Source organism: Kitasatospora sp. NPDC101155 (assembly GCF_044768305.1).
In the GTDB taxonomy this organism is placed as follows: Bacteria; Actinomycetota; Actinomycetes; order Streptomycetales; family Streptomycetaceae; genus Kitasatospora.
In genome coordinates this window covers 159,473-172,423 of the sequence record NZ_JBIWPN010000015.1, presented here as the reverse complement: position 1 = coordinate 172,423, position 12,951 = coordinate 159,473, and the positions used below count along the sequence as shown (strand labels likewise).

10 protein-coding genes and 2 pseudogenes are annotated in these 12,951 nt (G+C 70.1%); 4 read left to right on the top strand and 8 right to left on the bottom strand.

Features of this window, described 5'->3' with window-relative positions; translation table 11 throughout:
* Positions 1–229: 229 nt before the first annotated feature.
* Positions 230–655: a hypothetical protein gene (locus ACIRYZ_RS23905; protein WP_402947303.1), complete on the bottom strand. Its 426-nt coding sequence runs from the start codon at positions 653–655 to the stop codon at positions 230–232.
* A 53-nt stretch (positions 656–708) separates the two neighbouring features.
* The gene (locus tag ACIRYZ_RS23900; protein ID WP_402947300.1) at positions 709–1,320 is read right to left on the bottom strand and encodes a ParA family protein; all 612 of its coding nucleotides are present in this window, start codon (positions 1,318–1,320) and stop codon (positions 709–711) included.
* An 854-nt stretch (positions 1,321–2,174) separates the two neighbouring features.
* Here ACIRYZ_RS23900 and ACIRYZ_RS23895 point away from each other — a divergent pair.
* A complete protein-coding gene (locus ACIRYZ_RS23895; RefSeq protein WP_402947297.1) occupies positions 2,175–2,570 on the top strand; it encodes a hypothetical protein in 396 nt (131 codons plus the stop codon).
* A 754-nt stretch (positions 2,571–3,324) separates the two neighbouring features.
* Here the strand turns inward: ACIRYZ_RS23895 and ACIRYZ_RS23890 are convergent.
* A pseudogene (locus tag ACIRYZ_RS23890) lies at positions 3,325–3,558 on the bottom strand (FAD-dependent oxidoreductase); the annotation flags it as partial.
* On the opposite strand from ACIRYZ_RS23890, the gene ACIRYZ_RS23885 reads away from it, so the two are divergent.
* A complete protein-coding gene (locus tag ACIRYZ_RS23885; protein WP_402947294.1) occupies positions 3,524–3,862 on the top strand; it encodes a pyridoxamine 5'-phosphate oxidase family protein in 339 nt (112 codons plus the stop codon). The pseudogene ACIRYZ_RS23890 and the gene ACIRYZ_RS23885 sit on opposite strands and share 35 nt — an antisense overlap.
* Positions 3,863–4,028: 166 nt before the next feature.
* On the opposite strand, the gene ACIRYZ_RS23880 is transcribed toward ACIRYZ_RS23885, so the two are convergent.
* Together ACIRYZ_RS23880 and ACIRYZ_RS23875 are read right to left on the bottom strand one after the other, a co-directional pair.
* Positions 4,029–4,703, bottom strand: a complete 675-nt coding sequence (locus ACIRYZ_RS23880) for a CBS domain-containing protein (RefSeq protein ID WP_402947292.1) — start codon at positions 4,701–4,703, stop codon at positions 4,029–4,031.
* A gap of 116 nt (positions 4,704–4,819) precedes the next feature.
* A complete protein-coding gene (locus tag ACIRYZ_RS23875; protein ID WP_402947289.1) occupies positions 4,820–5,266 on the bottom strand; it encodes a universal stress protein in 447 nt (148 codons plus the stop codon).
* 238 nt (positions 5,267–5,504) lie between these two features.
* Between ACIRYZ_RS23875 and ACIRYZ_RS23870 the strand changes: the two genes are divergently transcribed.
* Together ACIRYZ_RS23870 and ACIRYZ_RS23865 are read left to right on the top strand one after the other, a co-directional pair.
* The gene (locus tag ACIRYZ_RS23870; RefSeq protein ID WP_402947287.1) at positions 5,505–6,122 is read left to right on the top strand and encodes an AAA family ATPase; all 618 of its coding nucleotides are present in this window, start codon (positions 5,505–5,507) and stop codon (positions 6,120–6,122) included.
* Positions 6,123–6,211: 89 nt separating this feature from the next.
* Positions 6,212–6,572, top strand: a pseudogene (locus ACIRYZ_RS23865) (hypothetical protein); the annotation flags it as partial.
* Positions 6,573–6,852: 280 nt separating this feature from the next.
* Here ACIRYZ_RS23865 and pflA read toward each other — a convergent pair.
* The 3 genes from pflA to adhE all read right to left on the bottom strand — a co-directional run bounded on the left by pflA (position 6,853) and on the right by adhE (position 12,657).
* Positions 6,853–7,632: a pyruvate formate-lyase-activating protein gene (gene pflA, locus ACIRYZ_RS23860; protein WP_402947284.1), complete on the bottom strand. Its 780-nt coding sequence runs from the start codon at positions 7,630–7,632 to the stop codon at positions 6,853–6,855.
* An 80-nt stretch (positions 7,633–7,712) separates the two neighbouring features.
* Entirely contained in the window at positions 7,713–9,974 is a 2,262-nt protein-coding gene (gene pflB / locus ACIRYZ_RS23855; protein ID WP_402947282.1) for a formate C-acetyltransferase, read from the bottom strand.
* A gap of 31 nt (positions 9,975–10,005) precedes the next feature.
* Positions 10,006–12,657, bottom strand: a complete 2,652-nt coding sequence (adhE, locus tag ACIRYZ_RS23850) for a bifunctional acetaldehyde-CoA/alcohol dehydrogenase (RefSeq protein WP_402947279.1) — start codon at positions 12,655–12,657, stop codon at positions 10,006–10,008.
* Between the last annotated feature and the right edge of the window lie 294 nt (positions 12,658–12,951).

The window sequence follows — 12,951 nt, the reverse complement described above, 5'->3', positions numbered from 1 at the left end:
CCACGACATCGGCGTTGGCTCCGCCGAAACCGTGCTCCAGGTTGCGCACAGCACCGGCGGTCAGCAGCTTCTCGCCGCCGCAGTACGCCTGCGCAGACGCAGCGGCCCGGACAGTGTCGGTAGCGATGCTCACGGCCATGCCCGTCATCCAACCCTGCCCGGCCGAACTCCGGGCGCCGGGTCCACGAATGGGTGAATCCGCTGCCAAGAACCGCCGGCCGCCCGGACGTCAACCGTTTGAGCTCTTGTCGTCGGCCTCCATACGGGCCAGCTGGGCATCGAGAACCGCATATTCGGCTTCTTCGACGGCGGCCAACGCGAATTCGACCGCAGCGATCGCATCCGCCTCTGCCCGGTCGGCCACGCGGCCAGCCCGAGCCGCATCATGCTCCTGCTTGCGGGCCTGGATGTCACTGCTCACCTTGGCCGTGTGGTCGCGCCAGTTCTGCTGCATCTCGGCCCACCACTGTGACATCTTCGCTTCGGCGCCGCGTGCCGTCTCCTGCAGCTTGGCGGCCTGGGCCTGGGCGTCCTCGCGAGCCCTTTCGACCTCGGCCCGCAATTGTTCGCGGCTGGCCGCTGCGGCCTGGGACGCGTGATCTTCGGCCACCTTGGCCCGCTCGGCGAGGGTGGTAAGGGCATCTGACAGGGCCATTGGCTTTCTCCTTCCCTGTGCCCCCCAGACCACGATCTCTCCCGCCTCTTCGCTCAGCAACTTCGGTGGGAAAGGCGAGTGCGGCTAGCTAGACGGCCGGCGAAGCCCTGTGGCAGGGCGATGTCGCGCAGGAACACGTCGTTCGACGCGGGAAGCAGATGCAGCGCGGGAAGCAGGTGCAGCCGCTCGCCGTCCAGGGCAACCAGCAGCTCGCGGATGTCACCCTCGGCGGTGTCATCCATGTGCATCATCAGGGTCTCGACGCCGTCCTCGTCAATGAGGTCTTCAAACCCGAGTTCGGCGGTGAGGTGGCCCTGCGGGTCGTAGTCGACGAGCAGCACGCGACGGCCCGCCTCCGCCAGGGCCTGGGCGATGCCAGAGGAGATGAAGGTCTTGCCGACACCCCCTTTGACGCGCACGACAGGCTGCGCGACCAGCCGAGCGGTTGGCCACGGATGGTTCTCCAGCCACAGTGTCAGCGCCTGGGCCGGGCTCTGCACGTACGCAACCCCACGGTCGGCGCAGATGCCCTGGCTCCGAGGTGCGGCCAGTGTCAGACGGTGTGACGATGACGAAAGTATCGGGGTGAAGTCTCCCTGATCGAGCGACGTCGCTATCCGCCACACCGAAAGGGCAATCATGACAGCGATGCCGGAAGCCCCCATGCGCGAGAAGGAAGCTGGCGAGGAGGAGGGCGTCGGCCCCCTTCTGCTGGCCGCCCTGATGGCTCGCCATGAGGAGCACCACGAACCTCCCATCGTCCCGCTGCTCCTGGCCGCGCTCGCGCGTGGTCGCAAGGAGCAGGGCGAGCCTCCGATCGCTCCGCTGCTCCTGGCAGCACTCACGAGCGGTCACGCGGCCCCGCCTCCGCCGCCTCCGCCGCCCATCAACCCGCTGCTCCTGGCCGCACTCACAGCTGGCCCTGCGGCGGCCCCGCCTCCGCCGCCTCCGCCGCCCATCAACCCCCTGCTCCTGGCAGCACTCGCGCGTGGTCGCAAGGAGCAGGGCGAGCCTCCGATCGCTCCGCTGCTCCTGGCAGCACTCACAGCTGGCCCTGCGGCGGCCCCGCCTCCGCCGCCTCCGCCGCCCATCAACCCGCTGCTCCTGGCAGCACTCACAGCTGGCCCTGCGGCGGCCCCGCCTCCGCCGCCTCCGCCGCCCATCAACCCGCTGCTCCTGGCAGCACTCGCGCGTGGTCGCAAGGAGCAGGGCGAGCCTCCGATCGCTCCGCTGCTCCTGGCAGCGCTCACGAGCGGTCACGCGGCCCCGCCTCCGCCGCCTCCGCCGCCCATCAACCCGCTGCTCCTGGCCGCACTCACGCAGCATCGCTGAGCCCCGGGGCCTTCCCGCATCGGCTCCAGCGTGTGCACTGTGGTGAAGCCGATGGGGAAGGGGTCCTGACCGGTAGGGCTTGACGAAAGTTCCGAACGCACAGACAGCTTGCCCTTCGACGGTTGGACAACGTAGGAGGGCAAGCTGGCTACTGCTCACCGAAAAATCGACCGCCAAGGAAAGCAAAATGGCATCTGATTCTGACAACGAAGCGCATCGAGATCCTTTGCAAGAATTTGTCGACGACATCTTCGAAGAGATGGTGCGGGAAACGGGCCTTCCGTCAAAGATGGCAAGCGAGTACGGGAAATCTCCACTTGCAGCAGTTTTGCTCGAAATGGCCACCGCTTCGCTGTCGACGCCGTCTCACATGTCGGAGATCGAACGACTCCTTTTTGCTCAGACTCTCGCGAACGCGCTGGCAAACGCCCTTGCCCCCGCACTGGCAACCGCCCTCGCAGCAGAGATCACGAAGGCTCTCCAAGTTCCTTCAGGCACCTCTGGCAAGGAGTCGGCCGGCACTGCCGGTTCCCGGCCACGGGGAGGGCCGGGCGATGGACCGCAGGGCCCGGAGAGGAAATAGGAGACAGCCCGCCCGGACTAACCCCCGGTGTTCCCGTGGCCGTTGAGATCCGAAGCATATGTGACCGCTCGCCGGGCTTGGCGTCGTAGTGGCGCGTGCGCTGGAGATCGACGAAGGCGGCGATGCGGCAGCGGCGGGGCCAGTCGATCCAGGCGTCCGCGGTCGGGCGGTGCTTGGCCAGGGCGAAGACGGCTCGTAGGGCGTCCTTCAGTTGCCGGGCGCGGTGGAGCCTGGTGTCGGTGACCGCGATCCGGCCAGCTCGGCGACCTGGCGGTCGTCATCCCCGGCGTCTGCCGCAGCACGCTGGAGGAGCTCGGCTTCCCAGGATTCTCTGCGCCACGGCGGGCACCCGAGGGTAATGGTGGGTCCGCAGTCCGGTACATTCGCGAGGCGAGATCTGGCAATGCCGCAGCATGACCGGCCTACGGCGCGTCAGGCGGCAGTCACGGCGGGCGCATGGCGGCCCGCCATCCAACCTTCGGCTGGGAGGCTCCCGCCAATGGGGACAGCTTGGCCAAAACATGGTGTTTATGCCCGCCTCCACCCTTGTGTGCCGCCTGATCGAGGATGACGATGGATTAAGGAGACACTTGTAGAGGAGGTGTGATTATGGCATTCCTCGCAAATTTCCGTTCTTCGGGTCGTTTCCAGGGTGACGGGGGTGGCGACCGCGGCCACGGCGATGGTGGCTACGGCTTTGACGACTTCGGGCGCCACGGCGGTGGCGGTTACGGCTATGACGACTTCAGGCGCCACGGCGGCGACGGTCCGGGTCACGGCGCATCGGCAGAGCGGTGGAGTCCGCCGGGACCTGGCCGAGTAGGACCTGCTTGGACAGCGGCGGCCGGTCGTAGGGCGGATGGGGCTCGTCCCCGACCACGGTCAGTGAGCCGGTGAAGCCCTCCTCGCGCAGCGCCTCGGCGGCCCGCAACCCGGCCAGCGACGCGCCGACGATGACGATCCGGCCTTCTCGAAGGTCGGCGGCCACCGGGGCTCACCTCCTTGCCGAGGACGACGCCGGCCACAGTGTCGTCTACCGAACGGCTGAGAGGGGCGCTGCCGCCGCCGAACCCGGCAGCGAGGTCTCGTTCGAGGTCGATCACATCGACGAGCACCAGTCGACCGGCTGGAGTGTCCTGATCGTCGGCATCGCCGAGCACGTCGCAGATCCGGGTGAAGTCCGGCGATTCGAGGAGCAGCCCGGAAGCCGGCCATGGGCCGGGGGTGTCCGGAGCCTGTGGATCCGCATCGTCCCGGGGCAGGTCAGTGGTCGCCTGATCCGCGGCCTCTGACCTCGATCGGCTGCCTCTACGGTCGGCGCTTCTACAGTGGGTCGGCCTTCACGTCCCGACACGGCGCCTGGTGCGCCTGGCCTATGACCAGCGCGATTCGCCGCCGACGCCCCCGCCCGGTGTCCGCCTAAGGCGGGCACCGGGTTGCGGAGGTGTGGAGTGTAGGTCAGCGGACCGGGTGCAGGGCGGCGGTGTCGTCCGTGCGGTAGTCCAGGCGGCTGGTCACGTCGACGACACCGTCCACGCTCCGGCACAGCCGCCCCACCACCGCCACCAGCGCACGGTGCTCGACGGTGCCGGTCAGGGTGACCCGGCCCTCGTTCACCCGGACGTCGACCCGGCCCGGAGCGAGTCCCAGGGTGCGGTCGAGGAGCTCGTGCATGATCTCCTCGTGGATCGCCCGGTCCTGGCGGAGGAAGACGCGCAGCAGGTCGCTGCGGCTGACGATGCCGACCAGGCGTCCGGCCTCGTCGACGACGGGCAGGCGCTTGAGGTGCTCGCGCTGCATCAGGCGGGCGGCCTCGACCACGGTCCACTCGGGCCGCGCGCAGACGGCGGGGCTGGTCATGAGACCTTCGGCGGTGGTGGCCCGGCTGCGGGTGTGCTCACCGGGCGACAGCTGCGGGGTGAGCAGCAGCCCGGCGGGGTCCTCCTGGGCGGCCTCGTTGAGCAGCAGGTCAGCCTCGGAGACCAGGCCGAGGGGCCGTTCCTCGCGGTCCAGGACGGGCACGGAGGCGATGTCGTGCTCGGCGAGCAGGCGGGCGATCTCCTTGAAGCCGGTGTCGGGCCGGACGTGTACGACGGCGGAGGTCATCAGCTCTCCCACGATGCGGTGTCGCATGGTCGGCTCACTCCTTCTCAGGTTCCGGCGGCCCCGGGCCACTCGGTCGGGTGTGGTGGAGGTGCGGTGCGGGTCCGGCTCAGCTGTCGGACGGGTGATGTGGTGCGGTCGGGTGTTCAGGCCGTCGAGTGGCGGACCACGACGACGGGGCACGGCGCGTGCTGCACGCAGTGCCCGCTGACGGAGCCCAGCAGCGCGCCGACGAAGCCGCCGTGGCCCCGGCTGCCGACGACCAGGAGGTCGGCGCCCCGAGCTGCGTCCAGCAGGCAGGACACGGTGCCGCCCTGCAGCACGCGGGGCCGGATCTCGATCGGGCATTGCGGGCCGGCTGCCTGCGCGACGGCGTCGTCGAGCACCTTGCTCATGATGGTGGCGAGGTCCTCGTCGGCCTCGATCGGCACGGTCCAGCCGGTGGACACCGGGTGCTGCCAGACGGTGAGCGCCTCGATGGCGGCGCCGCGGGTGCCGGCCTGGTCGATGGCCCAGCGCAGCGCGTCGATCGAGGACGGTGATCCGTCCACGCCGACGACGATCCGCTGCTTCGGTTCGTTCTGCTCGGTCATGGCGCTTCTCCCTGTCGTTGTGGTCGTCTCCACCATCGGCTGACCGGCACGCGGTGGCGAAGGGCCGAGGGGGCCGCCGTGCCGGGACCTTCAGCCCCGGTGAGGACAACTCCCGCACGTGGGACCGACGGGCCCGCCCACCAGGTCCCATGAGTCCCTGTCACCACCTCGCTCGTAGCGGTGCAGTTGGCGCGTGAGGCGAGGGCGCCGCTGGGGCGGCCGCGATGTGGGAGGCAGCATGGAGCGCGAGGGGCCGGCTATCGAGTACTCGCGCGGTATGAAGCAGAAGCTCGGCCTGGTCCAGGCGCTCCAGCACGACCCCGAGCTGGTGGTCCTGGACGAGCCCACCGAAGGTCTGGACCCGCTGGTCCAGGAGGTCTTCTTCACGCTGCTGGAGGAGGCCACGCAGACCGCCGCCGTGATCGCGGCCTCGCTGGCGCTCAACGCCGTCGCCACGCTGGTGATCGCCGGTGGCGCGGCCCTGTCCCCCGCTCTCCACCACGCCGTCACCCTGCGCGGCGTACTCGCGGCCGGTTTGACGGGGTGTGCGTTCACGCTCTGCCTGTCCGGACCCGCCCTGGCGGTCTCGGCTGCGACCCGCGACCGGGCCCAGGTGATCGGCGCCACCATCGCGCTGGGGGCCGTTCACCGTCCTGGTAGCCGTCGGGTTCGCCGGGATCGCCGCCGCACTCCCGGTCCTGCTGCGCCGGGACCTGGCTCCCTGAGCACCGAGCCGCCCTCAGCCTGCCCGGGCACCGACCCGGACGGGGACGCCCGGAATCCGCCGGGCATCGAGGGGCGTGCCCTCGGGACCGTTGTTCCACCACCAGTGACCAATGGCCCAATGCTCGGCTGATCGGCCGCGAGCCAGGCTGTTGGCCACACCCCGATCGATGAACCGATCAGCCCCGAGCGGCTGGTCAGACACAAACAGCGTTCCTCCATGTCTCGGCCGGCCCGCTGCAGTCCGCGTTCCACTCATGGGCCGGACAGGCCTGGGCCGACTGGCTGTTCATGCTCGGCCTGCTCGGCATCGGTCTCGCGCTCATCGGCGGGATCGGCCTGCGGATCGCCGCGGCGAGCGGAACCCTGTTGCTGGCCATGATGTGGGCCGCCGAGTGGCCGCGCCGCCCGCCACCTGGCGAACGGCGCGGCCAGCGGCTCCAGCAACCCGGTCGCCGACTACCACCTGATCTGCGCCCTGCTGCTGATCGTGTTGGCGGCCGCCTCCGCCGGCGACAGCTGGGGGCTGGGCCGCCGCTGGGCCGCACTTCCGGTCGTGCGCGACCACCCCTGGCTGCGCTGACCGCCCACCGCACGCAGTGGCCGACCGCGATCGTGTCGCGGTCGGCCACTGCGTTTCTGCGTGGCGTGGTTCTCGGCCCCTGCCGGACCCATACCCTCAGCGCCGAACGGCCGGGCAAGTCGTGTCATCGATGACTGGCGGCGTCGGCCGGCTCAACGTCCCGACGCCTGGATCGGCACCGTCGCCAAGCACCGGCACCGGCCGCGAGGACGACGAAGCTCCCCGGCCGGTCGAGAGTTGGGGGTCTCGACCGGCCGGGGAGCGGGTGTGGCCGGCGCGATCAGACGGCGTGCAGCCCGTGGGCGGCGAACACCGCGCGGGCCGCGGCCACCTGGTCAGGGGTCGGCGTCGGCGAGTCGGCGAGGGTGAACTTCCTGCCGAGAGCCCGCCATTTGCCGGCGCCCAGCTTGTGGAAGGGCAGGACGTCGACCCGGGTGACGTTGCCGAGCGAGGCGGTGAATGCGGCGACGCCCTCGATGTTCTCGGCGAAGTCGGTGAGCCCCGGGACGAGGACGAAGCGGACCCAGACCTCCGTGCCGAGGCCGGCCAGCCGGTGGGCGAAGTCCAGGGTGGGGGCGAGCCGCTGCCCGGTCAGGTGCCGGTAGAGGGCGCGGTCCCAGGATTTGATGTCGAGCAGGACGAGGTCGGTGTCGGCGAGCAGGGAGTCGGTGGCGCGGGAACCGAGGAAGCCTGAGGTGTCCAGGGCGGTGTGCAGGCCGAGTTCGTGCTTGAAGCGGTGCAGCAGGTCGCCGGTGAGATCCGGCTGGAGCAGCGGCTCGCCACCGCTGACCGTGGCCCCGCCGCCGGAGGCGCGGATGAACTCGGTGTACTTGGCTGCCTCCTGGACGATCTCGTCGGCCGTGGTGCGTCGGCCGTCGCGCAGGTGCCAGGTGTCGGGGTTGTGGCAGTAGAGGCAGCGCAGCGGGCAGCCGGCGAGGAAGGCGACGAAGCGCGTGCCCGGGCCGTCGACGCCGGTGGACAGGTCCCAGGAGTGCAGTCGGCCGGTCGCCGGGCAGGGCGGAGGTGTGGCGGCGTCGGCCGGGGCGGCGGTTTCGGTCATTCCGGTTCTCCTTGCGCAAAGACGCGGTGCCGACACCCGTGGTCGGGGAGGGTGTCGGCACCGCGGGCGGATGGGTGCGGCTACAGCGCCCCGTGGAAGGTGCGGCTGATCACGTCGAGTTGCTGCTCGCGGGTGAGGCGGACGAAGTTGACCGCGTAGCCGCTGACCCGGATGGTCAGCTGCGGGTAGTTCTCCGGGTGTTCCATCGCGTCCAGCAGGGTGTGGCGGTCGAGGACGTTGACGTTCATGTGGAAGCCGCGGCAGGTGGTGTAGCCGTCGAGCACGCCGACCAGGTTGCTGATCCGCTCCTGGGCCGTGCGACCGAGTGCGTCGGGTGTGACGGTGTTGGTGAGGGAGATGCCGTCCTCGGCCTGGTCGTAGGGGAGTTTGGCCACGGACAGTGCCGCGGCGACGTATCCGTGGCGGTCGCGTCCGTTCATCGGGTTGGCGCCCGGGGAGAACGGCTCGCCGGCCTTGCGGCCGTCCGGGGTGGCACCGGTCTTCTTGCCGTAGACGACGTTGGAGGTGATGGTCAGCACCGACTGGGTGTGCTCGGCGCCCCGGTAGGTGGGGTGCTTGCGCACCTTCTTCATGAACTCCTCCACCAGCCGCACCGCGATCGAGTCGGCCCGGTCGTCGTTGTTGCCGTACGCGGGGTAGTCGCCCTCGATCACGTAGTCCACGGCCAGCCCGGTCTCGTCCCGGACGGGCCTCACCCTGGCGTGCTTGATGGCCGAGAGCGAGTCGGCGGCCACCGAGAGCCCGGCTATCCCGCAGGCCATCGTGCGGCGGACGTCCCGGTCGTGCAGGGCCATCTCGATGCGCTCGTAGGCGTACTTGTCGTGCATGTAGTGGATGACGTCGAGCGCGTGGACGTACGTCTCGGCCAGCCACTCCATCTGCTGGTCGAACTTGGCCAGCACCGTGTCGTAGTCGAGCACCTCGTCGGTGAGTGCACCGGTCTCGGGGCCGACCTGGGCGCCGGACTTCTCGTCGCGGCCGCCGTTGATCGCGTAGAGCAGGGTCTTGGCGAGGTTCACCCGGGCGCCGAAGAACTGCATCTGCTTGCCGACGGCCATCGCCGAGACGCAGCAGGCGATCGCGGTGTCGTCGCCGAAGCGCGGGCGCATCAGCTCGTCCGACTCGTACTGGATGCTGGAGGTGTCGATGGACACCTGGGCGCAGAACTCCTTGAAGCCTTGCGGCAGTTGCGGGCTCCAGAAGACGGTCATGTTCGGCTCGGGGGCGGGGCCGAGGTTGCAGAGCGTCTGGAGGTAGCGGAAGGAGGTGCGGGTGACCAGCGGGCGGCCGTCGGCGCCGATGCCGCCGATCGACTCGGTGACCCAGGTCGGGTCGCCGGAGAAGAGCTCGTCGTACTCGGGTGTGCGCAGGAAGCGGACGATCCGCAGCTTGATGATGAAGTCGTCGACCAGCTCCTGGGCGTCGGCCTCGGTGAGGACACCGGCCTCGATGTCGCGCTGGAGGTAGACGTCCACGAAGGTGGAGGTGCGGCCGAGTGACATCGCCGCGCCGTTCTGCTCCTTCACCGCGGCCAGGTAGGCGAAGTACAGCCACTGGACGGCCTGGCGGCCGGTGCGGGCGGGGCCGGAGATGTCGTGCCCGTAGGCGGCCGCCATCTGCCGCAGTTCGCCGAGCGCCCGAATCTGCTCCGCCAGTTCCTCGCGTTCGCGGATGACCTCCTCCAGCCGCGACGGGTCGCGCGGCAGCTGGTCCAGTTCGGCCTTCTCGGCCCGCTTGGCCTCGATCAGCCGGTCGACGCCGTACAGCGGCACGCGGCGGTAGTCGCCGATGATCCGGCCGCGGCCGTAGGCGTCGGGCAGGCCGGTGATGATGCCGGCCTTGCGGGCGGCGAGGATCTCGGGCGTGTAGGCGTCGAAGACGCCGTCGTTGTGGGTCTTGCGGTACTCGGTGAAGACCTTCTCCAGCTGCGGGTCGACCGGGTAGCCGTAGGTCTTCAACGCTCCGGCGACCATCCGCCAGCCGCCGTAGGGCATGATCGCGCGCTTGAGCGGTGCGTCGGTCTGCAGTCCGACGATCAGCTCCCGGTCGCGGTCGACGTATCCGGGCGCGTGTGCGGTGATGCCGGCGGGGATGTCGTGGGCGATGTCGTACACGCCCTTGGCGCGCTCCTCCGGGAAGCGGTCGGTGATCTGCTGCCAGACCGCGAGGGTCCGCTCCGTGGGCCCGGCCAGGAAGGAGGCGTCACCCTCGTAGGGGGTGTAGTTGTGCTGGATGAAGTCGCGCACGTCGATGGCGTCGCGCCACTGGTCGCCCCGGAAGCCGTCCCAGGCGGTCGCGGTTCCCTGCTGCTGTGTGGTCATGGTCGGGCTGTCCTTCTCGCTCGGGTGGTGGTCAGGACCGGTCGCCGTAGTAGGCCTGGCGCATCAGCTGCTGCATGTCGGCGAGCAGCGGCATCCGGGGGTTGGCCGGGGCGCACTGGTCCTCGAAGGCGTTCATCGCCTGCTGCGGCAGAGCGGCGAGGAAGGCCGCCTCGTCCACGCCGGCTTCCTTGAAGGAGCGCGGGATGCCCACCCGGTCACGCAGTTCCTCGATCGCGGTGGCGAGCGACTCGACGCCCCGCTCAGGGGTGTCGGCGGGCAGGCCGAGCGTCCGGGCGATGGCCTGGTACCGCTCGGGCGCCACGTAACTGCGGTACTTGGGCCAGCTGCTGACCTTCGCCGGAGCCGTGCCGTTGTAGCGGATGACGTGGGGCAGCAGCAGCGCGTTGGTGCGGCCGTGGGCGACGTGGAAGGTGGCGCCCAGGGTGTGCGCCATGGCATGCACCACGCCCAGGAACGCCGAACCGAAGGCCATGCCGGCGATGGTGCCGGCGTTGTGCATCTTCTCCCGGGCGACCGGGTCGTTCGGGCCGTCGGAGACGGCCCGCTCCAGGTTCTCGAAGATCAGCCGGATGCCCTGGACGGCGAGTCCGTCGGTGAAGTCGTTGGCGTAGACGGAGACGTAGGTCTCGATGCAGTGGGTGAGGGCGTCGAAGCCGGTGTCCGCGGTGACGTCCTTGGGCAGGTGGGTGGTCAGTGCCGGGTCGACGATGGCCACGCTCGGGGTGAGCGCGTAGTCGGCGAGCGGGTACTTCTGTCCGGTGGCGGTGTCGGTGATCACCGCGAACGGGGTGACCTCGGCTCCGGTGCCCGAAGTCGTCGGGACGCACACCAACTTCGCCTTCTCGCCGAGGTCGGGGAAGGTGAAGGCGCGCTTGCGGATGTCGAAGAACTTCTCCTTCAGGTCGGCGAAGTCGACCTCGGGGTGCTCGTACATCAGCCACATCACCTTCGCCGCGTCCATCGGCGAGCCGCCGCCGAGCGCCACGATGGTGTCGGGGCGGAAGTCGCGCATCAGCTCGGCGCCCCGCCGGACGGTGTCGATGCTGGGGTTGGGCTCGACGAAGTCGACGACGCGGACCTCGACGGGTCCGCGGCGGCGGTCCAGGATGCCGCGGACGCGCTCCAGGTGGCCGATCTCCACCATGGTCCGGTCGGTCACGATGACGATCCGGTGGGCGTTCGGCATGCTCGCCAAGTACTTGATGCTGTTGCGCTCGAAGTAGATCTTCGGCGGGACCTTGAACCACTGCATGTTGGTGTTGCGCCGCCCGATCCGCTTGATGTTCAGCAGGTTCAGTGCCGACACGTTGCCCGCCACGGAGTTGTGTCCGTAGGAGCCGCAGCCCAGTGTCAGCGAGGGAGTGAAGGCGTTGTAGACGTCGCCGATGCCGCCCTGCGAGCTGGGCGCGTTCCAGATGATCCGGCACGCCTTGACCGCGTGCCCGAACTCCTCGACGAACGCCGCGTCCTCGGTGTGCACCGCCGCCGAGTGTCCGAGCCCGTTGAACTCCACCATGGCCGAGGCCAGTTCGACGCCCTCTCGGCGCGAGGAGGCGGTCAGCACGGCCAGCACCGGGCACAGCTTCTCGCGGGTCAGCGGCTCGGTCGGGCCGACCCGCCCGACGTCCACCAGCAGCACCGAGGTGTCCGCCGGCACCTCGAACCCCGCCGCCGTCGCGATCTCGGGCGCGCTGCGGCCCACCACGTCGGCGTTCAGCCGCTGCCCCGCGCAGGAACTCCCGTCCCCGGCGCCGAACAGGTACCGCTCCAGCAGCGCCTTCTCCTCGGCGTTCGCGTGGTGCGCCTTCAGTGTGCGGAACTCGGCGAGCGCCGCGTCGCGGATCTCCGCGTCCAGGATGACGGCCTGCTCGGAGGCGCAGATCATGCCGTTGTCGAAGGTCTTCGACAGCACGATGTCGTTGACGGCCCGTTTCAGGTCCGCGCTCCGCTCGACGTAGGCGGGGACGTTGCCGGCGCCGACGCCGAGAGCCGGCTTGCCGCAGGAGTAAGCGGCGCGGACCATCGCGTTGCCGCCCGTCGCCAGGATGGTGGCCACGTCCGGGTGGTTCATCAGGGCCTGGGTGGCTGCCATCGACGGTTCTTCGATCCACTGGATGCAGGACTGCGGTGCTCCGGCCGCCACCGCTGCATCCCGCACGATCCGGGCGGCCTGCGCCGAGCAGCGCTGCGCGGCGGGGTGGAAGGCGAAAACGATCGGGTTGCGGGTCTTCAGCGCCAGCAGGCACTTGAAGATGGTGGTGGAGGTGGGGTTGGTGACCGGGGTGATGCCCGCGACCACGCCGACCGGCTCGGCGATCTCCACGATCCCGTCGATCTCGTCGCGGTGCACCACCCCGACGGTCTTCGTGCGGGCCATCACGTGGGTGACGTTCTCGCAGGCGAAGACGTTCTTCACGGCCTTGTCCTCGAACAGGCCGCGACCGGTCTCCTCGACCGCCAGCGCGGCGAGACCGGTGTGCTGGGCCAGGGCGGCCAGCGACGCCTTCTTGACGATGTGGTCGACCTGCTCCTGGGTGAAGTCGGCGTACTCCCGAAGAGCCGTCAGCGCGTCGGCGACCAACGCGTCAACGGCGGTGGTACCGGCCGGGACGGGGGCGAGGGCGGGAGGGGTCGGCTCCTCGGTCTGCGGGCGACGGGGCATGTCGGGACCACCTTTCGGTTCTTCGTCCTGGGATCGGGCGCTGGCGGGCGTCGCTCGCGCTTTCACCGACAGCCTTCCCGAGCTGCGCCGCACGGGGAGGCGGCCGATGGGGTACGCCTGCGGGCCGAAGGTCCCTCACCGCAGACTCCCGCGGCCGTGAACGCCCCAGGGCCGAACACACCAACGGCCGTGGGGGGGGCGGGGGGCGGGGCGGGCCCCCCGGCCGGGGGGGGGGGGGGGGGTGGGGGGGGCCCCCCCCCCCCCCCCCGGGGGGGGGGGGGCGGACCGCCGGGG